The following is a 25,810-nucleotide window of genomic DNA, read 5'->3' as shown; positions in this document are numbered from 1 at the left end:
AGCTCTCTCCATTTTCAGAATATCTTGTACCGTATTCTAACATAAAAAAAAGAAGTTTTCCACAGGCAGAAAAGAAAAAATTCACATTGTTGACGAAAGTTTTCCACAGGGTGTGGAGAATAACAGAAAAGCTTTGAAATCAAGGTTTTAGTGAGTTTTTATATGTGTAAAAGGTCTGCCCAAGAGTTTTTCGAATCCACAGCTTATTTTAGCTTGTTGATAATTCTGTTTAACTCTTCTGAGGATGAAAAATGAATGACTATCTTACCTGATTGATTGTTAGCCATGTTTATGGTAACGGGAATTCCCAAAGATTTGGTCAGTTCTTTCTCCAAATCTTTTTTAAAAATATTCTGCTTTTTGACCGAGTATTTGGGATTATTTTTGGGCTTGAGTAATTTTTCTAAAGCTCTGACCGATAGTCCTTCAGCTTTAATTCTCTTTAACCAAGCTTCTTGTTCTTTATCGCTTAAGCCCAGCAAGAGGCGTGCATGGCCAGAAGATAGACTGCCATCTTCCAAAGCTGTTTGCAAAGAGTCAGATAAATTAAGAAGACGTAAAAAATTAGTGATGTAAGGGCGGGATTTCCCCATATATTTAGCGATTTCCTCATGAGTCATCTGGTTGGTTTCAATCAAGTCTCGATAAGCCTTGGCTTCCTCAATAGGATTGAGGTTAGACCGCTGTAAGTTCTCAATAATCGCTTGAATACGACTATCTTGGTCTGAAAGTTCCTTAATAATCGCTGGAATTGTTTGTAAATGGGCCAGCTGACAAGCCCTAAAACGCCGCTCACCCGCAATTAATTCATAGCCAATGATAGGTGATTTTCGGACAATAATCGGCTGAATGAGACCATTCTCTTTGATGGAGTCTGCTAACTCTTCCAATTCCTTTTGTTTAAAACTTAAACGAGGTTGAAAAGGATTGGGATATATTTCGTTTAAATTTAACTCTTTTAGTTCTACAGTCATAACCATCCCTTCAAATTAAAAAAGATGAGGCTGGGACAAAAGTTCAGCCTCGTGTTAATTATTTTAGATAAAGCAATTGATGCAGTGCTTGGGAGTAAAACTTGTTGGCTATGCCAACTTAGTCTTACCCTTGCACAGTTATTAGTGCTAAAGCACCTAATGAACCCCTGCTGATTAAAAGTCTTGATTTTGAGGCGCATTCTCATTTTCAAGCGTGCCCTTAAAAACAATTATTGAACTTATAACTATCATGCAAGTGATAGCTAATAGTTCAACTCGCCTACAATGCTGTGGAATCAGAGACATAATTGTTCCTTACCAATATGGCTGCTGATAGTATAAAATCTTCTAGGTATTTTATCACCTGTATCGATTTTCTAATTCTTGTTCCACCCTCAACTTATAAACTATCAAGTTTTACTTGCTGCTGGAAGAAGTATCCAGATCATTATTAGTTTTAGTTAGTTTGATATCAACAGTTTTCTTATTACCATCACGGTAGAAAGTTAAGGTAACTGTATCACCAATTTTATGTTTATAAAGTTCTTCTTGGAGTTCAGCGACAGAGGTAACTTCTTTATCATTAATTTTAGTGATAACATCATATTCCTCTAATTTACCATCAGCTGGCATATCAGACTGAACGGAACCAACAACAACTCCCTTGGTCACATCATCGGGAACATCCACTTTATCTTGAATTGACGAGCTTGCACTACTCAAATCAGCCATAGTAATACCAAGGGCTGGACGGACAACTTTACCATCTTTTTCTAATTGATTAATAGTTGAAACGACATCATTTGATGGAATAGCAAATCCCATTCCCTCATAGCCTTCCATGGTGATTTTGCTTGAGTTAATGCCTATGACCTGTCCTTCAATGTTGATTAGGGCACCACCAGAATTCCCAGGATTGATGGCAGCATCAGTCTGAAAAGCTTTAGTTTGAACAGTTGAACCATCTTCAGCCTGTAAAGTCACTGTCCGATCAAGACTGGAAACAATCCCTTGGGTGACAGTATTGGCAAACTCAGAACCTAACGGACTACCGATTGCAATAGCCGTTTCTCCCACTTTAACAGAAGAAGAATCCGCAAATTCTGCTATTTTAGAGACCTTGTCAGAAGAAATTTTAATCACAGCTAAGTCTGAATAGGTATCAGAACCGACTAAGTCTCCTTTTATGGCTTCTTTCTGGTCTTTTTCAGTCCCCATCATGATAGTTAACTTTTCAGCACCGTCAACTACATGGGCGTTGGTTACAACGTAGGCATCTTTACCATCTTTTTTATAGATTACCCCAGAACCTTGGCCGTATTGAACTAAGCCATCTTTATCTTTTTCAATTCCAGCCTTATCAGCAGCTTCAGCTTCCGCATCAGATAGTTCTTGGTAATTAGAAACAGTAACAACAGCATCTTTGACCTTATCAACAGCCTTGGTCACATCTGAGGAATTATTGTATTTGATATTGCTGACAGATGTTTTACCGATAGAAGTTGTAACACCGCTGAGTTTCAACATCAAGAAAGTAGCCAGCAACCCCCCGATAAAGCCAATGAGCAATACCAAAAAAGGTGTTAGAATTTTTTTCCAAGGTATTTTCTTTGAATTTTCCAATAATCAATCCTCCAAAATAAAATCTTCTTATATTAAAAATACCTCTTAACTATACCCTATTGTTAGGGAAAAAGCAAGAATTCACAGGCTGTGGATAACTTTGTTAAAATAGGGGAAAAAGGCTGTTGGATTAGGGAAGAAGAGGCCTTCTTCTATGTGGAAAAACTGTCGAAAACGGCCTATGGTATAATGATGTTATGAAGATAAAATTAATTACAGTTGGCAAACTGAAAGAAAAATATCTTAAAGAAGGGATTGCCGAATATGCAAAACGTCTGGGGCGTTTTGCCAAATTTGAAATGACCGAATTAGCAGATGAGAAAACACCTGACAAGGCCAGTCTTGCCCAAAAGCAACAAATTATGGAAAAAGAAGCTGGCCGAATTATGAGTAAGATAGCTGATAGGGACTTTGTCATTGTATTGGCCATTGAAGGACAGGAATGGTCGTCAGAAGAGTTTGCCAAGAAATTGGCTGATGTTGCTCTACGAGGCTTTTCTGATATTACTTTTATAATTGGTGGAAGTCTGGGCCTATCTCCTCAAGTTAAGAAGCGAGCTAATCTCTTGATGAGTTTTGGACGTTTGACCTTGCCTCATCAACTAATGCGTCTTGTTTTGGTGGAACAGATTTATCGGGCCTTTATGATTCAGGAAGGCAGTCCCTATCACAAATAAAAAAACAAGCCTTGTAGACTTTCAAGCTTATTTTTTAGATTTTTAGCAAAAAATGATTCCAGCAGGATTCGAACCTGCGACCGTTCGCTTAGAAGGCGAATGCTCTATCCAGCTGAGCTATGGAACCAACTCTTCTTATTCTATCAAAATAAGCCTTTTGCTGTCAATATTGTAAAAAAACTGTTAGTTTCTAGAAGAGACAGGCCTTTTGCAAGTTACTTAAAGAACTTTAAAAATAATTTTAAAAAACTATTGACACATCTGATAGACTAGGATATACTATTGAAGTCTGGTCCGTTGGTCAAGGGGTTAAGACACCGCCTTTTCACGGCGGTAACACGGGTTCGAATCCCGTACGGACTATGATAAGACTTTAAGTTGCGTAAGCAACTTTTATTTTACCCAGAAAAAGGCTTTTGGACTAGTATCCAGAAGCCTTTGTTTGTCTCTTTACAAAACGATGATAACTATAATTATAGAGAAGAAAAAGAATAAGACCTGCTATAGAAATGAGACTGGCTAATTTAAAACCATTTGGAATAAAGCTCAACTTAACTTTCCCTTTACCCGCTGGGACATCAACTACCATGAAACCTTTTTGTGCTTTACGAATTTTGACAGGCTTGCCGTTTAGTTTAGCTGACCAGCCTTTATCATAGGGAAGAGTAAAGAAGAGTGAACCAGCTTTTTTAGCGGTATAGTTGGCAGTAACCTGATTATTTTGAGTTGTAACAGTGACCCTTTGCGATTTAATTTTGTCCATAGCCCTTTGATAAGTTTGAGTATTGAGGCCGTAGAAGTTTGGTCGTTCAAAGGAAACTTGATGATTTTCTGGAAAGGCCAAGGTAACTTTTACTTGACTTTCTTTTTGAAAGTAACCCAAATTAAAGAAGCTAAAGGCATTATCAGTAGTATAGTTATAAACTTTGTCATTAACGGTTACTGTTACACTATTAGCATCTTCGTTACTAAGTGAAAGATTAGGAAGGCTGATGTAAACTTGTTGATTGGCTGGAACATTGACCTGATAGCTAAGTTTGGCAGTATTTTCACCTGCAGGAGCAACGACAGTTAGGTGATCGTTAAAGTTAGTCAAAGAGTCTTGAGTCTGACTTGACAAATGTGTAAAGTAAGTTTGGTCAAGCCCCGTTAGATTGTTGAGTAAAGAAGCCTGATTGTCCAATGTATTGATAGTAAACTTGACATCTTTGTAAACTCTATCCGTCAAAATTGCTAATTGGCTAGCATTTTTATTACGGTAAAGCGAAAGAAAGCCAGAGCTTTTAACCACTTTGAAACCATACTTACCAACATCCTCATTGGAAAGATTGTAAGTAACGCCAAAAAGACTATCAGCAATAATCGTATTATTTTGGTAGCGCAAGTTAAGATTAGTCCCATTTGATTGGAAGCCCAGTCGATCTAACTGGCTGCTGGAAGCGGTATTACGAATAGAAGAAAATTGAGAGATACCATTGTAGTTGAATTTCATACTATCGTTGCCAGTCTGGGGTAAAAGTCGTTCAGTTCTAAAAAACGTATCTTGCTGTTGCTTGGTATATTTGACCAATTGACCAATTTGGTTCTGGTCTTGTTCATAACCTTCTCTGGTTGGAAAAATCCATTCATCATTCAAGTTACTAACTTGATAGTAAGTGTTGAGGCCAGTTTCAAAAAGTGTAAAAATAAGAGTGAAGCCAACCATGGCTAGGAGTCCTAATTGCTTTGTCTTAAAGGCAATTAATATAACTGCATAGGCTATTAGAAAGGCTAGGGTTAAAACCAGATGAATTGGTTTTAAAAAGGTATAGTGTCTGACATAGATAAAAGTTAGGATAAATCCGATAATTAAAAAAGAGAAAACTGCTAATAGCCGTTTAACATAGAACTTTTGCAGATGACTAAGACTTTCGCCAGCCATTAAAATTATAAGGGTTGAGAATAGCCAAGCATAGCGGTGGAGAAACATATTTGGCGCGTGCATTCCCTGCCAAAGTAAATCTAGAGGATTGAGATAGAAGCTGGCGATTATAACTCCTATAAGCAAGGCATAGGCCAATCTAACAATCCACTTTATTTCTTTAACAGTAAAGAAAGTAAGAGCCAGAGCTAATGGGAAAAGACCAACATAAATCATGGGAATAGCACCAAATTTTGTGGTATCATAGGATCCAACAAAATTTTTAGCAAAGAGATCAAAAGTCCAGACCTTATCAGCTAGTAAAGTGTTAAAAGTCGACAGCTTTTCTCCATGAGTTGACAGATCCAAATAGCTTGGTAACAACATAATAGCTGATGTTAAAGCTGACAAAATTGACACAATTGTAAAGTTTCTAAAGGAAGTGACAAGTCTCTGCCAATTGGGATTTCGAGTCAATTGGACTAGAAAATAGAACATTAAGAAGATTGCCATCATAAAACCAAAATAATAATTTTGGATAAAGAGTAACGTCAGTGTCAAGTAGTAGATCCAGAAACTCTTTTGTTCTAAAAGATAATGCAATCCTAAGATAATTAGAGGAGCCAGGATAAGAACATCTAGCCAAGTGTTGATTTCTAGCTGGCTAACTGCAAAACTCATGAGAGCATAAGACGTTGATAGGCTAATTATCAGAGGTTCTTGAAGGTTTACAAAACGTTTACGAAGTGTAAAGGACATTGACACCCCCATCAAGCCAAACTTAATGAGAGTGAAGAGATAAACCGCATCAGCCATAGACTTGACACTAAAAAAATAGTAAAAGGGCGATAGAAAGGACCCTAAATAATAACCAGAGAGAGCGTAAAAATTTAGTCCTAGACCAGACGTAAAGGTATAAAAGAAACTATCACTACCATGCAAGATATTACGCAATTGGGTTGCAAAAATAGAATATTGATGAAAACCATCACTGGCTAAAATAGTTGTTTTACTGCCCCAGTAAATATCTATGGACCAGAGTACTACTAGCATAATCAGAGCAGGTAGAAGAAAGGCGGAGCCATAGAAAGCGAGGATTTTTTGATGTTTTTTCATAACTGCTAGCATAATAAACTTTCCTTATTTTAAAGAGCCTGAATACTTTCTAGCATCAGACTCTTTAATTGTTTTATTTCCACAAATCTTGAACCTTAGCTTGAACTTCTTCATTAGCCAAGAATTCATCATAAGTTTCATCAATTCGGTCGATCACCCCATTTTTAGAAATGACAACAATATGATTTGCTAAGGTTTGAATGAATTCATGATCGTGGCTGGCAAAAATAATAGATTCCTTAAAATCTCTCAGACCATCATTGAGGCTGGAAATAGACTCCAAGTCCAAGTGGTTGGTTGGATCATCTAAGACAAGAACATTGGATTTAAGAAGCATGAGCTTGGATAACATCACGCGCACCTTTTCTCCACCTGATAGGACATTGACAGACTTGTTAACCTCGTCGCCTGAGAAAAGCATACGTCCCAAGAATCCACGCAGGAAGGTGTTGTCATCTTCCTCTTTAGAAGCAAACTGACGCAGCCATTCAAGAATAGATTCTCCAGATGCAAAATCTTTTGAATTATCTTTTGGTAAATAAGAGCGACTAGTTGTTACGCCCCATTTAATACTCCCTTCGTACTCAATTTCGCCCATCAAAGCTCGAATCAAAGCTGTGGTTTGAATATCATTTTGGCCAATCAGAGCTGTTTTATCACCTGGACGCAGGATGAAACTAATGTTATCGAGAATTTTTTCTCCATCAACGGTAACCGATAGATTTTCCACAGTCAAAAGATCATTACCAATTTCTCGTTCAGATTTAAAACTGATAAAAGGATATTTTCGGCTGGATGGAACAATTTCTTCTAGCTCAATCTTATCCAGCATTTTCTTACGAGAGGTCGCCTGTTTGGATTTAGAAGCATTAGCTGAGAAACGAGCTACAAATTCTTGCAATTCTTTAATCTTCTCTTCGGCCTTGGCATTGCGATCTGCCTGTAGCTTAGCAGCCAGTTCGGAAGATTCTTTCCAAAAATCGTAATTACCAACATAGATCTGAATCTTACCGAAGTCAAGGTCAGCCATGTGGGTGCAAACTTTATTTAAAAAGTGACGATCATGGGAAACCACAATAACGGTATTTTCAAAGTCGATCAAAAAATCTTCCAGCCAAGAAATAGACTGAATATCAAGCCCATTGGTCGGTTCGTCCAAAAGCAGAACATCTGGCTTACCAAAGAGAGCCTTGGCTAGGAGCACCTTGACCTTATCACCATTAGCCAGTTCGCTCATGTTTTGATAATGGAAATCTTCTGGTATATTGAGGTTTTGAAGGAGCTGCGAGGCTTCACTTTCAGCTTCCCAGCCGCCAAGTTCTGCAAAAGTACCTTCTAACTCCGCTGCACGGACCCCATCTTCTTCGGAAAAATCAGGTTTCATATAGATGGCATCCTTCTCCTTCATAACCTTGTAGAGCTGTTCATTACCCATGATAACAACATCAATAGCCCGCTCTTCTTCGTAGTCAAAGTGATTTTGCCGAAGGACAGAGAGGCGTTCATTAGGACCAAGAGAAACATGGCCCGTAGTTGGCTCAATGTCACCGGCCAAAATCTTGAGAAAAGTTGATTTACCGGCTCCATTAGCCCCAATCAGGCCATAAGTATTGCCAGCTGTAAAGTTAATATTGACGTTGTCGAAAAGCTTCCGGTCGCTAAAACGCAGAGAAATGTCTGATACTGTAAGCAAAGTGTTACCTCTTTATTCTTTATAATACGTGTTCTCATTCTACTAGAAATAGGGTGATTTTTCAATCTAAAGTAGATGACAAGTCAAAGACAAAAAGGAGTCGGCCTTTTACTAAGGATTTATGATATAATCTAAAGAGCTATTGAAAGAAAAAAGAGAGAAGAAATTAATATGACAAAACCTATTATTTTAACCGGAGATAGACCAACTGGTAAATTACATATCGGTCACTATGTTGGTAGCTTGCAAAACCGTGTGCGTCTACAAAATGAAGAAAAATACCAGATGTTTGTCTTTTTAGCAGATCAACAAGCTCTGACAGATCATGCTAAAGACCCTCAAACTATTGTGGAATCTGTAGGAAACGTAGCGCTAGATTATTTGGCAGCCGGTCTGGATCCAGAAAAATCAACTATTTTTATCCAAAGTCAGATTCCTGAATTAGCTGAATTGTCCATGTACTACATGAACTTGGTATCTCTAAGCCGTTTGGAACGCAATCCGACTGTCAAGACAGAGATTGCCCAAAAAGGCTTTGGGGAGTCCATTCCAACAGGTTTTTTGGTTTATCCTATTGCCCAAGCAGCTGATATCACAGCCTTTAAAGCCAACCTAGTTCCTGTCGGAACTGACCAGAAGCCGATGATTGAACAGACACGCGAGATTGTCCGCAGTTTTAACCATACCTATGATTGTGATGTTCTAGTCGAGCCAGAAGGCATCTATCCTGAAAATGAAGCGGCTGGCCGACTGCCAGGTCTTGATGGAAATGCTAAAATGTCCAAGTCTTTGGGCAATGGTATCTATCTGGCTGATGATGCTGACACACTCAAGAAAAAGGTCATGAGTATGTATACTGATCCCAATCATATCAAAGTTGAAGATCCCGGAAGGATCGAAGGAAATATGGTCTTCCATTATTTAGATGTCTTTGGACGTGAAAAAGATCAAGCAGATATTCAAGCCATGAAAGAGCATTATCAAGCTGGTGGTCTGGGAGATGTTAAGACTAAGCGCTACTTACTTGAAATCTTGGAGCGTGAGCTAGGGCCTATTCGTGAACGCCGTTTGGAGTTTGCAAAGGATATGGGCGAGGTCTATCGCATGTTAGAAAAAGGAAGCCAAGCAGCACGTCAAGCTGCTGCCCAAACCTTAGATGATGTTAAGTCAGCTATGGGTCTCAATTACTTTAAATAGAAAATACAGAGGCTGGCCAGAACTCGTCCAGTCTTCTTATTTTGGAATAAATTCTTAGCGCAGTGGTTGGGGACAAGACTTCTTGGCCTAGTCAACAAGTCTTTTGCCCCTACACAGTTGATTAGGGTGACCGCTAGCACTTGCGTGGTAGTTAAACAGTCCAGTAGACTGTTTAAGGGGGCGCCTGAAATAGGAATGCGCCCCGAGATAAGGACCTCCAATCAACCACTGTGTTAAACTGTTATTACTGCAAAAAGATAGAAGACTGGAATACTTTTTCCCCAGCCTTAATGAACCCGCTGCTGGTTGGCTTTCCTTTTGCCACAAGGCTAAACCGGAAAAACTAAACGAATGTGATGACCATCGTTCATCTTATTTCAGATCTCAAAAGGTTCCCTGGATCTTTTGAGCTGTGCGGAGGTGGGTTAAAAAGGTCTGGGAGACCTGTTTAAGTCAAGAAATGAAGCTTGCAAAGCAAGTGTCAAAAACGGCTTGGGAGAGAACGTTTCAGGTCATCACCTTGAAACTAGGGCGTGATGAGAACCAAAATTTTCAATTTTTAAGCTCTTCACGCTTCCTTTTTAAACATCAAATTCTCCTATCTACTGGACCAAAACAGGGCCAGTTTTTTTATAGTTTTCCCTTAAAATTTTATTGACAAATTTTTAAAGCATGATATGATATTATACTAATAATAAGAGCTTTTGGAGCTAATTTTTATAGAAAAGAGGATGGATTTAATGTCAAATTGGGACACTAAATTTTTGAAAAAAGGCTACACTTTCGATGATGTTTTGCTTATTCCAGCAGAAAGTCATGTGCTTCCAAATGAGGTTAACATGCAGACAAAACTGGCAAAGAATTTGACATTAAACATCCCGATTATTACAGCTGCCATGGATACTGTAACTGAAAGCGGTATGGCTATTGCTATGGCACGTGCTGGTGGCTTGGGTGTGATCCACAAAAATATGTCAATCGAAGCTCAAGCTGAAGAAGTCCGTAAGGTAAAACGTTCGGAAAATGGCGTTATCATTGACCCATTCTTCCTAACCCCAGACCACACAGTTGCTGAAGCAGATGAATTGATGGGGCGCTATCGGATTTCTGGTGTTCCAGTTGTAGAAACTCTGGAAAATCGTAAATTAGTCGGTATTCTTACCAACCGCGATATGCGCTTTATTTCGGATTATAGCCAGCCTATTAAAACTTATATGACCAGTGACAATCTGGTGACGGCTTCAGTAGGCACAGATCTAAAGACAGCTGAAGCTATTCTGCAGCAACACCGTATTGAGAAATTACCTTTAGTTGATGAAGATGGCCGTTTGTCTGGACTTATTACCATCAAAGATATTGAAAAAGTTATTGAGTTTCCAAGTGCCGCTAAGGATGAATTTGGTCGTCTCCTAGTGGCAGCTGCGGTTGGTGTTACTTCAGATACTTTTGAACGGGCAACAGCTCTCTTTGAAGCTGGAGCCGATGCCATTGTTATTGATACAGCTCACGGTCACTCAGCTGGTGTTCTCCGCAAGATTGCAGAAATTCGTGCAACTTTCCCAGATAAGACCTTAATTGCTGGTAATATTGCAACTGCTGAAGGGGCGCGTGCTCTTTATGATGCTGGTGTTGATGTCGTTAAGGTTGGGATCGGTCCAGGTTCAATTTGTACGACTCGCGTCGTTGCTGGTGTTGGTGTCCCACAAATAACAGCTATCTACGATGCAGCCGGTGTTGCTCGTGAATACGGTAAGACGATTATTGCTGATGGCGGTATCAAGTATTCAGGTGATATCGTCAAGGCCTTAGCGGCTGGTGGTCATGCTGTTATGCTCGGTTCAATGTTAGCTGGTACTGATGAAGCGCCAGGTGAAACAGAAATTTTCCAAGGGCGTAAATTTAAAACTTACCGTGGTATGGGATCTGTGGCCGCTATGAAGAAGGGATCAAGCGATCGTTACTTCCAAGGTTCTGTCAATGAAGCTAACAAGTTGGTTCCAGAAGGAATTGAAGGTCGTGTAGCTTATAAAGGTGCTGCTGCTGATATTGTTTTCCAATTGGTCGGTGGTATCAAGTCAGGTATGGGCTACACAGGTGCGGCGGATATTCCAGCCCTTCATGATAAGGCGCAATTCATTGAAATGTCAGGAGCTGGCTTGATTGAAAGTCACCCACATGATGTCCAAATTACTAACGAAGCACCAAACTACTCAGTTCAGTAAAAAAGAAACGAGATATTATAAAAATAAAGTTATTACTCTAATTAACTACCTTTATGAAAATAGAAGGCATGATGATAGTTAATTAAAAGTAAAACAAAAGCAGAAACATCCGATTCCTAAATACGCAGGAATCGGATGTTTTGATGTCTAAATACACTAATATTTACTAAAGAGATTTTTTATGAATACACCTATATCAGATACAATGTTTTTTGATTATTTTAATTAGCAGAATCAATTGCGCCTTCAAAAACGAACAGCAGTAATGTTGAAGGAAGAAGAGTGATTAGAGTCATGGTCACTAATGGTAGTATTGGTGCGGTTCAAGGTGCAGGCTCAACCGCTGACGATTGTGCTTTGCTCGTTGTCATTCCGAGAGTTGGTAAGAGATTATTATTTTCAAAGTCATTGCTGACGGTGTTATGGAAGGCGTAAGCGGTATGATTTTAGAATATAAATCAGGAGATTCTTTAACTAATTAATTATGAAGTTATTTTTATATTATGAATACTTATAGTAGTATTAGTGTCTTTATTGTATGCATTTTCTGCTCTAGTCAACGGAATAAAACAAGCCTCTAAAAGTTATTGAGGCTACAGGGCTTTCTTAAGCTTAGTGAAGTGATTAAAAAAGATTACCTGTTGTAGCAGAAGAAAAAGATAAGAAAAGTACAAGATCACGAAAGTCCCTCGAACATTGGATACTTTACTAAGGTTTTCTGAGTTAGCTTGTTTCTTTACAGTTTTGTCAAGTTGAGAGTGGGACTCAATCAGTAAATCGTGATAAAATCATGACTTTGATTTTGCTCTCTCCCGTTTTAAGGATCAAGCCTCTGCCACTTTCTTATTTTTAGGTGGCAGGCTTTGGCAGTCTATCCCCAGACTGCCAAAATCCACTGGAGCATTTCAATCCCACCTCCGCACAGTTTGATATTGGTTTTCTCAAACAGTCTTGTAGACTGTTTAGGAGGGCGCTTAAAAACTAAGAAGCTCCAGTTACAGAAAAACCCAATCAGCAGTGGTTCATTGGTATTAAAGCACCTAATGAACTGTGCAGGGGTAAGACTTCTTGGCATAGCCAACAAGTCTTATCCCCAACCACTGCGTCAATCTAGTAAATCTAGAACAATGCTAACGAGTCTGGACTTTTGTATCAGACTCTTAAAAACACAAGAAAACCACCGATTTCACTCGGTGGTTTTTATAGTTCCCTTGTCAACTGTGAAGATTTTTAAGTTATCTGGTAGCCTCTGTAAATGGTCTAAACTGGTTGTGGTGATAAAGGTTTGAACATTCTCCTTAATGCCATCAAGTAAACGAAGTTGACGGTTATTGTCAAGCTCACTCATGACATCATCAAGTAAGAGGATCGGAGTATCTCCCGTCGTTCCCTTGATCAATTCGATTTCTGCTAGTTTTAGAGATAGAATTAAGCTACGCTGCTGGCCTTGACTGCCAAAGGAGGCATTCATATCATTGATAAAAAAAGCTAGATCATCTCGGTGCGGACCTACACCCGTATTTTTTTTAAAACTATCGCGGCTAAAAGACTTCGCTAACTGTTCTAAGAAATTTTGCTTTATATCAGCTGGTTCTTGAAACTTAACTGATGATTGATAGGAAATTTTTAGGTGTTCCAGCTGATTGGAAATAATATGGTGGTGTTTATCTGCTTCTAAAGTCAAATTTTGGACAAACTGATAACGATGCTCCATCACCCGACTTCCAAAATCAGCCAATTGCTCATCAATGACGGCTAAATAATCTTTGTCAACAATCTCCGCTGTCTTGAGATAGGAATTTCGCTGTTTTAAAACATGATTATAATTAGATAAATCTGATAAGTAAACAGGCTTTATTTGTCCCAAATCTATATCTAAAAATTTTCGTCGTAAACTAGGAGCTCCCTTGACCAGCTGTAAATCTTCAGGAGCAAAGAGAACCACAGTCATGTTGCCAATGTAATCGGATAATTTCGCTTGTTTAAGGTAGTTAACTTTAGTAATTCGTCCCTTATCAGACAAATTGATCTCTAGGGGAAGCTTACCGCTCGTCCGTCTTAAAAGCCCTGAGACAGAGAGTCCCTTGGCGTGAAAATTTATTAGTTCCTTGTCCCAATGAGTCCTATGACTGCGAGTTAGAGCAAGAAAATAAATAGCTTCGAGAAAGTTAGTCTTGCCTTGAGCATTTTGACCGAGGAAAATATTGAGACCGCTGGAAAATTCAGCTGTCATTTCAGAATAATTGCGGAAATTTTTGAGAGAGATAGATTCTAACCACATCTTAGGTACCAGGGAAGCGAACAGGCTTACGAACAGACTTTTTAGAGTTCCCTTTTGCTGACTGATTGCCTTTGGAATTTCCTTGTTTCTGTTTCTTAGCCGTTTTCTGATTCATTTTTTTGACCAAGGCAGCAACTCTTTCTTTTTCAGCCTCATCCTCTTGGTGTTGAGCGAGTTCCTCAGGACTGGGTTGAACCAAATTGATGATTAAATTTTGTTCAGGCAGACTGATGTTATCACCGATCCGCAATTTTTTGCCTCGTCTTTTTTCATCTTGGCCGTTAAATAGGACAATGTTCTCTGCCAAAAAAAACTTAGCAGCTCCACCGCTTCTGATGATCCGTAAATCTTTTAGCAAAGCTTGTAGAGTAATAAAGTCCTCAAACAGTTTGTAATCCATGGTTTCCTCGACTTTCTAATGAGAATATTATAGCATAAAATGATATAATTTAAGACAATAACTGACCCGAGGAGAGTCCATGAAAATTGTTGAGGGTGTCAATCTACACCTGATAAAGACTGAAAAATTTAAAACCAATCGCATCACGCTTCGCTTCACAAGTGAACATTTAGAAAAAACAGTAGCTAAGAGAGTTTTAGTTGCCCAAATGTTGGCCACTGCCAATGCTCACTATCCCACTTCACAAAAATTACGTAAAGCCTTGGCCAAGCTTTATGGAACTAGTTTGTCAACTAGAGTGTCAACCAAAGGAAAGGCTCATATCATTGATATAGATCTTGAATTTATTAATCCAGCCTATCTTAATGAAGAGACCTTTCAACATGAAATTTTTGACATGCTTTATACTATTCTTTACAAGCCTTTAATCACTTTGGAGCAATTTCAATCTAAGATTTTCGATGTAGAAAAGGCCAATTTGATATCCTATCTTGAAGCTGACAAAGAAGACTCTTTCTATATCAGTGAGTTAGGGCTTTACGATTTATTTTATCAAGATGAGAATTTAAAAATTTCCAAGTATGCTAGAGTAGATCTGGTGGAACAAGAAAACTCTTTTACAGCTTATCAAGAATTTCAAAGAATGCTCAAAGAGGATCAGATAGATATTTTTCTCTTTGGAAATTTTGAGGCTTCTTCCGCCCTAGAGGAAATCAATCGTTTTCCCTTCCAAGCAAGAAAGCTTTACAACCTTGTCAACTATAGTCAAGAGCATCTTAATATCACAAAAGAAAAAATTGACCGACGCTTTGATCATCAGTCAATTTTACAGCTAGGCTATCTTTTACCTGTGACTTACGGTCAAGTTGATTTTCCAGTTGCCCAAGTCTTAAACGGTATACTAGGAGGTTTTGCCCACTCCCGTCTCTTTACAGAAGTGAGGGAAAAAGAAGGATTAGCTTATTCAATTTCCAGTCAAATTCATCCTTATACAGGTTTACTACAAGTTTACGCTGGTATTGATAAGAGCCACCGAGAAAAAACTCTCAGATTGATAAATAAAGAGTGGCACAATTTGAAAACAGGCCGCTTTTCTGGTCAACTTTTACGAGAAACCAAGCAGCTTCTGCTTAACAATTTTTATCTGGCAGAAGATTGGCCAAAAGCTTTAATTGAGAGAACTTATAATAAAAAATATCTTGTCAAAACGGATGAGACTTTTTCTAACTGGCCTGATAAAATTAATGCGGTCAATAAAGGTGATATTATGCATCTAGCCAGAAAGATTCATTTACAGGCCGTTTACTACCTAGAAGGAAAAAAGTAAGATGCTGGAAAAAATTGACTATCCTACTATCAAAGAAACATTGTATGCCACTAAACTCGAAAATGACATGAATATCTATCTTCTGCCAAAATCAGACTTTCAAGAGATGGCTGCCCTACTTCAGGTAAATTTTGGTGCTATTGACGAGCAGCTGTCAAAGAGTGACAACAGGTCTAAGGAGTACCCTGCCGGACTTGCTCATTTTTTAGAGCATAAACTTTTTGAAATGGATCATGATCAAGATGCTAGTCTGAAATTTTCTGAATTGGGAGCCGATAGTAATGCTTTTACCAGTTTTGAAAGGACAGTTTTTTATTTTACCAGTCTGGGTGAAAATCAGAAAGCTTTACAACTTTTACAAAGTTTTGTCAGGACAATCAATGTTGATAAAAAATCACTTGAGCGAGAAAAAGAGATTATTGTCCAAGAGATTGACATGTACCTTGACAGCCCTGACTACCAACTTTACAGTGGTATTTTAGCAAATTTGTATCCTAATACTAAATTTTCTCAAGATATTGCTGGCAGTCGAGAAAGCTTAAATGAAATCACCTTAGAACAGCTTAAGGACAGTCATAAAAGCTACTATCAATCATCTAATATGTCCCTTTTTTTAGTTGGAAGTTTTAAGCTTGAGTCAGCTCTTGACATCATCAAGAAGTCTCAAGAAAACTTTACTACTAAGTTGACAAAGGTTGACAAAATTCCATTAAACTTGACAAAACCTATCAAGCGGAGTTCCATTAATTTAGATGTTGCAAAACCTAAATTAGCACTTGGTTTTCGTTTACCAGAAGAAAATGGCTCCTTACTTAAACGAAAGTTATCTTTGCGACTATTCTTTTCTCTCCTTTTCGGGTGGACCAGTCAAACGTATCAAAATTGGTACGACCAAGGGTTGCTAGATGATTCCTTTGATATCGATATTGAAGTCTCTTCGCGTTTTCAATTTGTCATTTTGAGCATGGATACCATGGAACCCATTAAACTGGCTAATAATATCAAATCAGTTTTAAAGGCTTTCTCCACCTCCACTGACTTTAATCAGGAACATTTGGACTTGCTCAAACGAGAGGCATACGGGGAATTTATGAGAAGCTTAGACGACATTGAAGAACTTGCCAATCAGCTAGCGGCTTATCAAACAAAGGAAGAATCCTATTTGGATTTACCTGAAATTTTATCTTCAATCCAGCTGCCAGATCTTGAACAGCTTGGTAAAAAACTACTTAAGAAAATGGTGACTTCTGAGTTTACAATCTTTCCAACCTAATTATAAAATTGAGCTGAAATCTGCTATAATAGAGGGTAATTATTATCTCGAGGTGTTACTATGAAAAAAACGAGCGTTGGTGAGTATCTCCATGATACTCGTCTCGCCAAAGATTTAAAGGTTGAGCAGGTGTCGATGGATTTGAACATTCCTATGCAGTATATCACTGTGATGGAGCTCAATCAGTTTCAATTTCTCGTCGAGGAGAAGCTAAAGCCTTATCTCCAAGCTTATGGAGATTATCTTGGTCTAGATAGCGATTTTTTGTTGGAAGGTTACCAAAATCCAGATTTTCAAATTGAAATTGAGGGTGAGCATGAGGAACTAGATCAAGTCACAGATGAAGAAAGTCCAAATCCTAAAACAGTTGAACCTTTTACCAAGTGGTCTCGTTCGGACCGTTTTGAATACCTAGAAAATCCAAAACGTCGTCTGCCCTTGGTTCTTATGTCTCTTTTGACTGTCTTGATTATTGGATTGATAGGATTTGCCATCTATGCTCAAGTTAGTGATGAGATTAGACAAGAAGCCCAGCCAAGCTCCTCTCTTGATCGAGAAACCAGTCAACTAGCTAATCAGGAAACCACTCCATCTTCTAGTGATAGTGACAATAAACTGACGGCTAAGGTCAGAGGTTCCAGTATGTCCGTAAAATTAACTGATAAAACTGATCAGGTTACAATTGAAATCACTCAGGATTCAGATCAGGAAAATCTTATCTCAGTAACTAATTCTGATATGAGTAAAAAAGGCTTCATCCTGAACAGCACAACTAAGAATGCAACAGCAACTCTAATATCAGGTGTTGACAAATCTGTTATTACTCTAGCTAGTATCGATAATGTCAGTGTAAAAATCAATGGTGAAAATCTGGATCTTTCAGGTTTAACCAAAGATAGTACAAGTTATATCACCCTAACCGTCAAGTAAAGGAAGTTACCATGACAAAAAAAGAAAACATCCCCAATCTTTTAACCCTTATCCGTATCTTCATGATTCCCGTCTTCTTGATTTTGACCTCTATTTCAAATGACATCAAGTGGCATATTGTTGCAGCAATCGTCTTTGCAGTTGCCAGCTTTACAGACTATTTAGATGGTTATTTGGCTCGCAAATGGAAGGTTGTCACCAATTTTGGTAAATTTGCTGATCCTCTAGCTGATAAAATGTTAGTTATGTCAGCTTTCATCATGTTAGTTGGAGTAAAGATGGCTCCTGCTTGGGTTGCAGCTATTATCATCTGTCGAGAGTTAGCCGTTACAGGTTTGCGCTTGCTCTTGGTCGAAAATGGTGGGACTGTTTTAGCCGCAGCTATGCCAGGTAAAATCAAGACAGTTACTCAAATGTTCTCCATCATCTTTCTTCTCTGCCACCTCTACTGGCCAGGAACCATCCTGCTCTACATCGCTCTCTTCTTTACCATCTATTCAGGCTATGATTATTTCAAGGGGGCAGGTTACCTCTTTAAAGACACTTTTAAATAATTATGACAGAAATCATCTCAGTTGATAAGTTAAATTTTAAATATCAAGAGGACTATGTCCTCAAAGATGTAACGTTTCACGTGAAACAAGGCGAATGGCTGTCTATCGTTGGTCACAACGGTTCAGGAAAATCAACGGTTGTTCGTCTGATTGATGGACTGTTAGAAGCAGAGTCCGGCCAAATCAAGATTGCTGGTCAGGTTTTGACCGAAAATAATGTCTGGGACCTGCGTCGCCAAATTGGCATGGTTTTCCAAAATCCAGACAATCAATTTGTCGGTGCGACTGTAGCTGATGATGTAGCTTTTGGTCTGGAAAATCAAGGTCTGCCCTACGAAGAGATGAAAGTTCGTGTTCGGGAGGCTCTGGATTTGGTCGGCATGTCTGACTTTGCTGAGCGAGAACCAGCTCGTCTTTCAGGTGGTCAGAAACAAAGAGTTGCCATCGCCGGTATCGTTGCTATGCGACCAGCCATTCTGATTCTGGATGAAGCTACCAGCATGCTGGACCCCGAAGGACGTTTGGAACTGATGGCAACGATTCAGACAGTTCGAAACCAGTATGCTATGACGGTTATTTCCATTACCCACGATTTGGATGAGGTTGCCATGAGCGATCGAGTTTTGGTCATGAAGGATGGTCAAGTAGAATCCAGTTCAATACCAGAACAATTACTAGGTCGAGGGGATGATCTGTGGGACCTAGGTTTGGATATTCCCTTCACCTCGCAGCTTATTAGGGCCTTGAAAGATAATCAGATTGCTCTCAGCAAGCCCTATTTGGATGAAACTGAACTAGGAGATGAACTATGGGCATTAGTCTCAAACAAGTAAGTTTTACCTATCAAGCGGGAACGCCATTTGAAGGGCGTGCCCTTTTTGATATTAGTTTAGAAATTCTGGATGGCTCTTACACGGCCTTTATCGGCCATACTGGAAGTGGCAAGTCAACCATCATGCAGCTGCTAAATGGTCTCAACCTACCCACCCAAGGAACTGTGACAGTTGATGATTTAGTGATTAATCCAGATTCTAAAAATAAAGAAATCAAGTCAGTTCGCCAAAAGGTCGGTATGGTTTTTCAATTCCCAGAAAGTCAACTTTTTGAAGAAACCGTCCTTAGAGATGTAGCTTTCGGTCCGCAAAACTTCGGTGTTCCTAGGGACAAGGCAGAAAAAATTGCTCGAGAAAAACTAGCCTTAGTTGGATTAACACCAGACCTTTTTGAAAAAAATCCCTTTGATTTATCTGGTGGACAAATGCGACGGGTTGCCATCGCTGGTATTTTGGCTATGGAGCCAAAAATCTTAGTCTTAGATGAACCAACAGCTGGACTTGATCCCAAAGGACGGCGAGAACTGATGGAGCTTTTCGCCCAACTCCACCAGCAGGGTCAAACGATTGTCTTGGTCACCCATCTTATGGATGATGTGGCCAACTATGCTGATCAGGTTTATGTTTTAGAAAAAGGGCATCTGGTAGCTTCCGGTCAACCAAGAGATGTCTTCCAAAAGGTTGAGTTTTTGGAAAGCAAACAACTAGGTGTGCCAAAAATTACCAAGTTTGCTCAAAACTTACGGGAACATGGTCTAACGATGGACCGCCTGCCTATTACTATTGATGAATTTGTGGAGGATCTGCATGGATAAATTAATCTTAGGGCGCTATGTACCAGGGTCTTCTCTCATTCATCGCCTAGACCCCCGCAGTAAACTAATAGCCATGTTTCTCTTTATTGTAATCGTTTTTTGGGCCAATAACCTTGTTACCAACCTTCTGCTGGCTGGTTTCACTCTCTTTTTAATTTTACTGTCTCAAGTGAAACTATCCTTCTTTCTCAACGGTCTCAAGTCCATGTTCGCGATTATCCTCTTTACGACAGCCTTTCAAATATTTTTTAACCACAAAGGCAGTTTGCTCTGGCAATTTTGGTTTTTAACAATAACGGACTATGGTCTTGGTCAGGCAGCTTTGATTTTTATGCGTTTTGTCCTAATTATCTGTTTTTCAACTCTGTTGACTCTGACGACGACGCCCTTGAGTCTAGCTGATGCTGTTGAATCCTTGCTCAAGCCCCTTAAACCGCTCAAGGTTCCGGTTCACGAAATCGGTCTGATGCTGTCTCTGAGTCTGCGTTTTGTCCCAACTTTAATGGATGATACGACTCGAATTATGAAGGCTCAGCGAGCCCGAGGCGTTGATTTTGGCCAAGGAAATCTTATCCAAAAAGTTAAATCCATTGTCCCCCTCCTAATTCCGTTATTCGCCTCTAGCTTTAAGCGGGCGGATGCCTTAGCCATTGCCATGGAGGCGCGTGGCTATCGAGGGGGTGATGGGCGGACCAAGTATCGCCGACTAAATTGGGCACTTGCAGATAGTTTTGCTCTGCTTTCCTTATTAATTTTGGGTCTAGCCCTCTTCTTTCTTAAAGCCCCCTAAAGCGTCTAGTCTTAGACGTTTTTTCTTTATAGAGATTAAAAATATCTGTAATATTTTTAATCTAAGACTAAAGGGAGAGTAATAATAAAAGTGTATGATATATAACATACCATCTCAGAAAGGGAACATATTTCTATATGTCTAAAAAATCAGTTTTAAAAGATATACGTTATTCTAAAAAGTTGGCTTTAGCAGGTTTGTCAGCAGCGGCAGCTTTCGGTGCAACAACAGTTGCGCATGTCGTTCACGCTGAGACTTATACTGTTCAAGCAGGAGATACCCTCTCAGAAATTGCTGAAAGTCACAACACAACTGTTGATAATTTAGCACAAACCAACAATATTTCTAATCCAGATTTTATTTTTGCTGGTCAAACTATTGAAATTGGGGGTTCAGTATCAAATCTTGGTGCTGCCCAAGCTGTTCAAGATGATGTTAATACGGTTGACCAAGCAGTAGCAAGTGCTGAAGAAGTTCCAGCCCAACCTCAAGAAGACTTTGATACTTCTGCAACAAGTGAGGCAGTGGTGACTGACTATAGTCAAGATACCGCAGCGACTAGCGAAGTTCCTGTTCAAGAAGAGGCTGTTTCTGTTGCAGCGAGTGAAGCGCCTCAAGCAGAGGAAGAAGCTCCTGTTCAAGAGGATACAGCAACACAAGCTCCTGCTACAAGCAGCGAAGCTCCCGCACAGGACCAAGCTCCTACTGATCAAGCAACGGCAACAACTGATACAACAAGTGAAGCCCCAACTTCTGAAGAAACTGGCCAAACAGCAAGTTCTGAAGAAGCTCAGGCGCCACAAGATGCTAATGCCGTTGTTTCAGAAGAGACAGCAAGCAGTGAGGCTCCTCAAGAAGATACCGCTCCTGCAAGTGAAGCTCCTGAAACAGCCCCAGCTCCAGAATCTGCTCCTGCTCCAACGGGATATTCTTCAAACCTCAGCGCAGCAGATGCAGCAGCTAAGGAAGAGATCGCTCAACGTGAATCTGGTGGTAGCTATACAGCAGAGAATGGTTCTTATTACGGCCGCTACCAATTGACCAGGGACTATTTGAACAATGACCTTTCCGAAGAAAACCAAGAAAAGACGGCAGATGATTATGTCAATGGCCGCTATGGTTCATGGTCAGCAGCCCTTGATTACTGGAATGCTAACGGCTGGTACTAAGTAAAAGCATTGATGAACGATAAGATGAAGCTCGAAATGTTGAATTTTCGGGCTTTTTCACTTAAATTAAAATAAATTGTAATATTTTTAATAGTAAAACAATTAGTTAGTAATAATACTAAGTTAGAATATTGGAGTAAGTTAATTGAAAAGGAGTACGGCATGCCTAAGAGAAGAGTTGAAAAAACTTCTGATAAATTATTTATCATTACAATTTTGACAACTGTAGCAGCTTTAGTCTTTGGATTTATTTCAGAGCACACCAAAATCTCAGTGTCAGAATCATCATTTGCAGAAGAATTATCGTCGACATCAGACAGTAAAAATGAGGGAGCAGCAGTTCAAGCTACTGAAACAGTGGCTTCAACAGCAACAGCTCCAACAGAAGCCTCAACCCCTCAGTCGGAAGGAATGGATTCAACGTCCGAGCAAGTTCAGCCAGAAGTGGTAGCTAGTAAGGCAAATGTAGCTCCAGCAACAGCTACCCAAGCAGCTAGCACGGCCAGCCCTAGCAATTATTCTCTCGGTAATGGTAATACGGCAGGTGCGGTTGGCTCAGATGCCGCAGCTCAAATGGCTGCAGCGACTGGAGTGAGTCAAGCAACTTGGGAATACATCATTGCTCGGGAATCTAATGGGAATCCAAACGTTGCTAATGGTTCAGGTGCCTCAGGTCTTTTCCAAACCATGCCAGGTTGGGGTTCAACAGCCACTGTCCAAGACCAAGTTAACGCTGCAATAAATGCTTACAATGCTCAAGGCATGTCTGCCTGGGGTATGTAATATATAAATCTTCACCTCAAAGCCAATCTCTATCATGAGACTGGCTTTTTTTTATTAAAATAAGTTGATAAGCTGCTTTGGTTTCTTGAAAGTTTTCAATCCTAAATTCAGGCAATTCACTTTTTTGTGCTATACTTGAGCTAGGTTTATGAAAAAAGTTACGAGGATTTTATGATATGAAAAGAGACTATTGGTTAAAAATAAGGCCCTTTCTTTTGCTTGCCTTATTTTCTTTTCTTTTATTGCTTCCCCAGTGGGTGACTAAAGGGATTATTTTTGGATCAGATTCCATTTTTCATTACAATCGCTTCTATGAAGCTGCTATGCAGATTAAGCATTGGAATTTTTCTTACTTCATTTCGATTTATGGCTTTCAACAATCTGGTCGGATTGTTAATGCAGTCTACGGCCCTTTTTTTGCTTATTTTCAAGGCTTGCTAGTCCTTATCGGTCGCACTTGGTTTGGCTACCAGCTCGTGTCCCGTTTTATACTGGGACTTATTGCCGGCCTGTCTATGTACGCCCTGCTTAAGGCAGCCAAGATTAAAGAAGAAATCTCTCTTCCTATTGCCCTACTTTATGTGACGACCTTCTCAATCCAATACTGGACTATTAGACAAGGTTTCAGCAGCTGGGGAGCAGCCGTCATGCCTTTTTGTTTCATCCCTGCTATCAGATTTACCTTTTATAAAGAAGTTCACCCCCTACAGCTAGCTTTTGCCATCAGTCTGATTTTTCAAATTCATCTGCTGAGCACACTCTTTTTAGTAATCATGTATATTCCCTTCTTTGTTTATGGTTTTTTTCAAAGCAAGAAAAAAATGAAAATTATGATACAGGGTCTTATATCAACGGGATTAACTCTTCTTTTAACAGCTAACGTTTGGGTTGCCTTACTGTTTTTAAAAAAGGATAATCAGTTATTAGATCCTTTCATCAATGATTTAATGAATAACAATGCTATTAATACAGGTTCGACTTATTGGATTACAGCTCCTTATTCTTTGGTTCTTTTTCTTATCGGGCAAGTAGGCTATGTTCTTTTTCGTTGGTGCAGTATGGCCAACTGGAAACGAATTTTGCACTCAGTCTATCTCCTGTTTATCCTCCTTTCGACCAGTATTATTCCTTGGAATTGGCTGGTTAATCATGGTGTAAAGTTTGCTCAGTTAATCCAATTTCCTTTTCGCTTCTTTATTCCGGCTACAATTTTATTGCTTTTGATTGGCGGTATGACTCTCAATCACTTTGTCAAGTGGCGTAAACCGATCAGCTGGATCTTAGTTGTCTTGGCCTTTGCTGGAGGTTTGCAGGCTATTGACGGAGCTTATCAAAAAGCACATAAAGCCGAGACAGAGCAACATGTTTTAGAGCCTACAAGGCATGTTCATTTAGTAGGGACTTACGAAGAGGAATATCAGGCTGTTTTTGATAAAGATCTGGCTGACCTTCTTGGAAAAATTAGAAAATCAACACCTGACTACCTCCCAATTTACAGTTCGACTAAGGGTTACAATGCCTATGATTACTATGCTGAAAAGGTTATTTTCAAATCTGGCTTTACAAAAACTGTCAATAATGATGGCAGTTTGACCATAACATGGACTTCCAATGGTGGCCAGACTGAGTTGCCAGTAACAGTTTATAAGAAGACCAGCCTGCTTTTAAATAACAAGGCCTTGACCCCAAAAGATTATAGTCTATCAGCCTTTGGAATTCCAACGGTAGCAGACCACAAGGGTGTCAATAAGTTGACAGTTAACTTTACAGTTCCCACTTACTTTACGGTGGTCCTTTGGTTAACTATTTTTAGCTGGTTAGGCTTAGCTGTTTTCTGGCTCTACCACAAAACTCGCAGGCGTAGTTTCCAAGTTTTGCTTTCTGATTAAATCATGTTATAATCTTTTACGGTGTTAGCCTTGCTAACGCCGTTTTTCACTGTCGACCTTCAAATCGATTGTTGAATAACTAGACCCTTCAAGTCTATGTTAACCAAGAAATAGTGGCTAAATTTAGGTCACTATTTCCAATTGAGCAGGGGCTAAAAACAGCTGTATTTTAGCCTTTTTAGTCCTGAGCATCTTATATTTGATGGGAGATTATCTATGACGGATAATGCTAAAACACGTGTCGTCGTTGGGATGAGTGGCGGTGTTGATTCATCAGTAACAGCCCTCTTGCTCAAACAGCAGGGCTATGATGTCATCGGCGTCTTCATGAAAAACTGGGACGACACGGATGAGTTCGGTGTCTGCACAGCGACTGAAGATTATAAGGACGTCGCAGCAGTTGCAGACCAGATTGGAATCCCCTACTACTCTGTCAACTTTGAGAAAGAGTACTGGGATCGTGTTTTTGAATACTTCTTGGCCGAGTACCGTGCCGGACGTACGCCAAATCCAGATGTCATGTGCAACAAGGAAATCAAGTTCAAAGCTTTCCTTGATTACGCTATGAGTCTGGGCGCTGACTACGTGGCAACTGGGCACTATGCCCAAGTTAGCCGTGACCAAGACGGCACTGTCCACATGCTGCGTGGGGCTGACAACAATAAGGATCAAACCTATTTCCTCAGCCAGCTCTCACAGGAGCAGCTGCAAAAGGTCATGTTCCCTCTGGGGCATCTTGAAAAGCCTGAAGTGCGCTGTATTGCCGAAGCAGCTGGTCTAGCGACCGCTAAAAAGAAAGACTCGACCGGTATCTGTTTCATCGGTGAAAAGAACTTCAAAGAGTTCTTAGGAAACTACCTACCAGCGCAACCCGGTCGCATGATGACCGTTGATGGTCGTGATATGGGTGAGCATGCCGGTCTTATGTACTACACCATTGGCCAGCGCGGCGGTCTGGGAATCGGCGGCCAGCACGGCGGTGACAATGCCCCTTGGTTCGTTGTCGGCAAGGACTTATCACAAAATATCCTCTATGTCGGCCAAGGTTTCTACCATGAGTCCCTCATGTCAACCTCTTTACAGGCTAGTCAAGTTCACTTCACCCGTGATATGCCTGAGGAATTCAGCTTTGAATGCACAGCCAAATTCCGCTACCGTCAACCAGACAGTAAAGTAACTGTCAAGGTGTCAGGCGACAAGGCAGAGGTCATCTTTGATGAGCCTCAGCGTGCCATCACACCAGGACAAGCTGTTGTCTTCTACGATGGTGACGAATGCCTTGGTGGTGGTATCATTGATATGGCCTATAAAGATGAGAAGGCTTGCCAGTATATTTAGTTGACACTGTTGTAAAGGTATTTAAG

The 25,810-nt window shown here is 39.8% G+C and carries 20 protein-coding genes and 2 tRNA genes; 15 read left to right on the top strand and 7 right to left on the bottom strand.

Going from position 1 to position 25,810, the window contains the following annotated elements; genetic code table 11:
* Positions 1-203: 203 nt before the first annotated feature.
* Positions 204-974, bottom strand: a complete 771-nt coding sequence (locus tag ACFSN5_RS10425) for a ParB/RepB/Spo0J family partition protein (RefSeq protein ID WP_165212588.1) — start codon at positions 972-974, stop codon at positions 204-206.
* Between the two features lie 417 nt (positions 975-1,391).
* Complete coding sequence (locus ACFSN5_RS10420) at positions 1,392-2,597, bottom strand: S1C family serine protease (protein WP_165212586.1); 1,206 nt, start codon at positions 2,595-2,597, stop codon at positions 1,392-1,394.
* 197 nt (positions 2,598-2,794) lie between these two features.
* On the opposite strand from ACFSN5_RS10420, the gene rlmH reads away from it, so the two are divergent.
* Positions 2,795-3,274 (top strand): 23S rRNA (pseudouridine(1915)-N(3))-methyltransferase RlmH, encoded by a 480-nt coding sequence (rlmH, locus tag ACFSN5_RS10415; RefSeq protein WP_165212584.1) that lies wholly within the window; start codon positions 2,795-2,797, stop codon positions 3,272-3,274.
* A 53-nt stretch (positions 3,275-3,327) separates the two neighbouring features.
* On the opposite strand, the gene ACFSN5_RS10410 is transcribed toward rlmH, so the two are convergent.
* A tRNA-Arg gene (locus tag ACFSN5_RS10410) sits at positions 3,328-3,401 on the bottom strand.
* Positions 3,402-3,565: 164 nt separating this feature from the next.
* Here ACFSN5_RS10410 and ACFSN5_RS10405 point away from each other — a divergent pair.
* Positions 3,566-3,637, top strand: a tRNA-Glu gene (locus tag ACFSN5_RS10405).
* A 58-nt stretch (positions 3,638-3,695) separates the two neighbouring features.
* Here ACFSN5_RS10405 and ACFSN5_RS10400 read toward each other — a convergent pair.
* Both ACFSN5_RS10400 and ACFSN5_RS10395 read right to left on the bottom strand, forming a co-directional pair.
* Complete coding sequence (locus ACFSN5_RS10400; protein ID WP_165212582.1) at positions 3,696-6,302, bottom strand: YfhO family protein; 2,607 nt, start codon at positions 6,300-6,302, stop codon at positions 3,696-3,698.
* Positions 6,303-6,363: 61 nt separating this feature from the next.
* Entirely contained in the window at positions 6,364-7,983 is a 1,620-nt protein-coding gene (locus ACFSN5_RS10395) for an ATP-binding cassette domain-containing protein (protein WP_165212580.1), read from the bottom strand.
* Positions 7,984-8,154: 171 nt separating this feature from the next.
* Here ACFSN5_RS10395 and trpS point away from each other — a divergent pair, with 171 nt between their 5' ends.
* A complete protein-coding gene (trpS, locus tag ACFSN5_RS10390) occupies positions 8,155-9,180 on the top strand; it encodes a tryptophan--tRNA ligase (RefSeq protein WP_165329460.1) in 1,026 nt (341 codons plus the stop codon).
* Positions 9,181-9,920: 740 nt separating this feature from the next.
* Positions 9,921-11,402: an IMP dehydrogenase gene (gene guaB / locus ACFSN5_RS10385; RefSeq protein WP_165212576.1), complete on the top strand. Its 1,482-nt coding sequence runs from the start codon at positions 9,921-9,923 to the stop codon at positions 11,400-11,402.
* Between the two features lie 1,186 nt (positions 11,403-12,588).
* Here guaB and recF read toward each other — a convergent pair.
* Both recF and yaaA read right to left on the bottom strand, forming a co-directional pair.
* Positions 12,589-13,683: a DNA replication/repair protein RecF gene (gene recF / locus ACFSN5_RS10380; RefSeq protein WP_165212574.1), complete on the bottom strand. Its 1,095-nt coding sequence runs from the start codon at positions 13,681-13,683 to the stop codon at positions 12,589-12,591.
* 1 nt (position 13,684) lies between these two features.
* Positions 13,685-14,083, bottom strand: a complete 399-nt coding sequence (gene yaaA, locus ACFSN5_RS10375; RefSeq protein ID WP_165212572.1) for a S4 domain-containing protein YaaA — start codon at positions 14,081-14,083, stop codon at positions 13,685-13,687.
* Positions 14,084-14,162: 79 nt separating this feature from the next.
* Between yaaA and yfmF the strand changes: the two genes are divergently transcribed.
* The 11 genes from yfmF (at position 14,163) to mnmA (ending at position 25,784) form a co-directional block, all read left to right on the top strand.
* Positions 14,163-15,410, top strand: a complete 1,248-nt coding sequence (gene yfmF / locus ACFSN5_RS10370) for an EF-P 5-aminopentanol modification-associated protein YfmF (RefSeq protein ID WP_165212570.1) — start codon at positions 14,163-14,165, stop codon at positions 15,408-15,410.
* Between the two features lies 1 nt (position 15,411).
* Complete coding sequence (gene yfmH, locus ACFSN5_RS10365) at positions 15,412-16,683, top strand: EF-P 5-aminopentanol modification-associated protein YfmH (RefSeq protein WP_165212568.1); 1,272 nt, start codon at positions 15,412-15,414, stop codon at positions 16,681-16,683.
* A gap of 60 nt (positions 16,684-16,743) precedes the next feature.
* Complete coding sequence (locus ACFSN5_RS10360; RefSeq protein WP_165212566.1) at positions 16,744-17,613, top strand: helix-turn-helix domain-containing protein; 870 nt, start codon at positions 16,744-16,746, stop codon at positions 17,611-17,613.
* Between the two features lie 11 nt (positions 17,614-17,624).
* A complete protein-coding gene (gene pgsA / locus ACFSN5_RS10355; protein ID WP_165212564.1) occupies positions 17,625-18,167 on the top strand; it encodes a CDP-diacylglycerol--glycerol-3-phosphate 3-phosphatidyltransferase in 543 nt (180 codons plus the stop codon).
* Between the two features lie 2 nt (positions 18,168-18,169).
* Positions 18,170-19,000, top strand: coding sequence for an energy-coupling factor ABC transporter ATP-binding protein (locus tag ACFSN5_RS10350; RefSeq protein WP_165212562.1), 831 nt, complete (start codon positions 18,170-18,172; stop codon positions 18,998-19,000).
* Positions 18,976-19,815, top strand: coding sequence for an energy-coupling factor ABC transporter ATP-binding protein (locus ACFSN5_RS10345; protein WP_165212560.1), 840 nt, complete (start codon positions 18,976-18,978; stop codon positions 19,813-19,815). Before ACFSN5_RS10350 ends, ACFSN5_RS10345 begins: the two co-directional genes overlap by 25 nt.
* Positions 19,808-20,605, top strand: coding sequence for an energy-coupling factor transporter transmembrane component T family protein (locus ACFSN5_RS10340; RefSeq protein ID WP_165212558.1), 798 nt, complete (start codon positions 19,808-19,810; stop codon positions 20,603-20,605). Before ACFSN5_RS10345 ends, ACFSN5_RS10340 begins: the two co-directional genes overlap by 8 nt.
* A gap of 137 nt (positions 20,606-20,742) precedes the next feature.
* Positions 20,743-21,774 carry a LysM peptidoglycan-binding domain-containing protein gene (locus ACFSN5_RS10335; protein WP_165212556.1) on the top strand — a complete coding sequence of 344 codons (1,032 nt, stop codon included), beginning with the start codon at positions 20,743-20,745 and terminating at the stop codon, positions 21,772-21,774.
* Between the two features lie 162 nt (positions 21,775-21,936).
* The gene (locus ACFSN5_RS10330) at positions 21,937-22,557 is read left to right on the top strand and encodes a transglycosylase SLT domain-containing protein (RefSeq protein WP_165212554.1); all 621 of its coding nucleotides are present in this window, start codon (positions 21,937-21,939) and stop codon (positions 22,555-22,557) included.
* A gap of 176 nt (positions 22,558-22,733) precedes the next feature.
* Positions 22,734-24,446, top strand: a complete 1,713-nt coding sequence (locus ACFSN5_RS10325; RefSeq protein WP_165212552.1) for a hypothetical protein — start codon at positions 22,734-22,736, stop codon at positions 24,444-24,446.
* Between the two features lie 216 nt (positions 24,447-24,662).
* A complete protein-coding gene (gene mnmA / locus ACFSN5_RS10320; protein WP_165212550.1) occupies positions 24,663-25,784 on the top strand; it encodes a tRNA 2-thiouridine(34) synthase MnmA in 1,122 nt (373 codons plus the stop codon).
* Positions 25,785-25,810: the final 26 nt, after the last annotated feature.

Source organism: Streptococcus tangpeifui (genome assembly GCF_044503215.1).
Taxonomy (GTDB): Bacteria; Bacillota; Bacilli; order Lactobacillales; family Streptococcaceae; genus Streptococcus; species Streptococcus tangpeifui.
This window is presented reverse-complemented; position numbering and strand designations above follow the sequence as displayed.

Bases quoted from the DNA above. Each gene is read 5' to 3' on its own strand.
- trpS (WP_165329460.1), top strand. From the start codon at position 8,155: ATGACAAAACCTATTATTTTAACCGGAGATAGACCAACTGGTAAATTA.
- ACFSN5_RS10335 (WP_165212556.1), top strand. From the start codon at position 20,743: ATGTCTAAAAAATCAGTTTTAAAAGATATACGTTATTCTAAAAAGTTG.
- ACFSN5_RS10400 (WP_165212582.1), bottom strand. From the start codon at position 6,302: ATGCTAGCAGTTATGAAAAAACATCAAAAAATCCTCGCTTTCTATGGC.
- yfmF (WP_165212570.1), top strand. From the start codon at position 14,163: ATGAAAATTGTTGAGGGTGTCAATCTACACCTGATAAAGACTGAAAAA.
- ACFSN5_RS10325 (WP_165212552.1), top strand. From the start codon at position 22,734: ATGAAAAGAGACTATTGGTTAAAAATAAGGCCCTTTCTTTTGCTTGCC.
- yfmH (WP_165212568.1), top strand. From the start codon at position 15,412: ATGCTGGAAAAAATTGACTATCCTACTATCAAAGAAACATTGTATGCC.
- ACFSN5_RS10360 (WP_165212566.1), top strand. From the start codon at position 16,744: ATGAAAAAAACGAGCGTTGGTGAGTATCTCCATGATACTCGTCTCGCC.
- ACFSN5_RS10345 (WP_165212560.1), top strand. From the start codon at position 18,976: ATGGGCATTAGTCTCAAACAAGTAAGTTTTACCTATCAAGCGGGAACG.
- pgsA (WP_165212564.1), top strand. From the start codon at position 17,625: ATGACAAAAAAAGAAAACATCCCCAATCTTTTAACCCTTATCCGTATC.
- mnmA (WP_165212550.1), top strand. From the start codon at position 24,663: ATGACGGATAATGCTAAAACACGTGTCGTCGTTGGGATGAGTGGCGGT.
- ACFSN5_RS10340 (WP_165212558.1), top strand. From the start codon at position 19,808: ATGGATAAATTAATCTTAGGGCGCTATGTACCAGGGTCTTCTCTCATT.
- recF (WP_165212574.1), bottom strand. From the start codon at position 13,683: ATGTGGTTAGAATCTATCTCTCTCAAAAATTTCCGCAATTATTCTGAA.
- ACFSN5_RS10330 (WP_165212554.1), top strand. From the start codon at position 21,937: ATGCCTAAGAGAAGAGTTGAAAAAACTTCTGATAAATTATTTATCATT.
- ACFSN5_RS10350 (WP_165212562.1), top strand. From the start codon at position 18,170: ATGACAGAAATCATCTCAGTTGATAAGTTAAATTTTAAATATCAAGAG.
- guaB (WP_165212576.1), top strand. From the start codon at position 9,921: ATGTCAAATTGGGACACTAAATTTTTGAAAAAAGGCTACACTTTCGAT.
- rlmH (WP_165212584.1), top strand. From the start codon at position 2,795: ATGAAGATAAAATTAATTACAGTTGGCAAACTGAAAGAAAAATATCTT.
- yaaA (WP_165212572.1), bottom strand. From the start codon at position 14,083: ATGGATTACAAACTGTTTGAGGACTTTATTACTCTACAAGCTTTGCTA.
- ACFSN5_RS10425 (WP_165212588.1), bottom strand. From the start codon at position 974: ATGACTGTAGAACTAAAAGAGTTAAATTTAAACGAAATATATCCCAAT.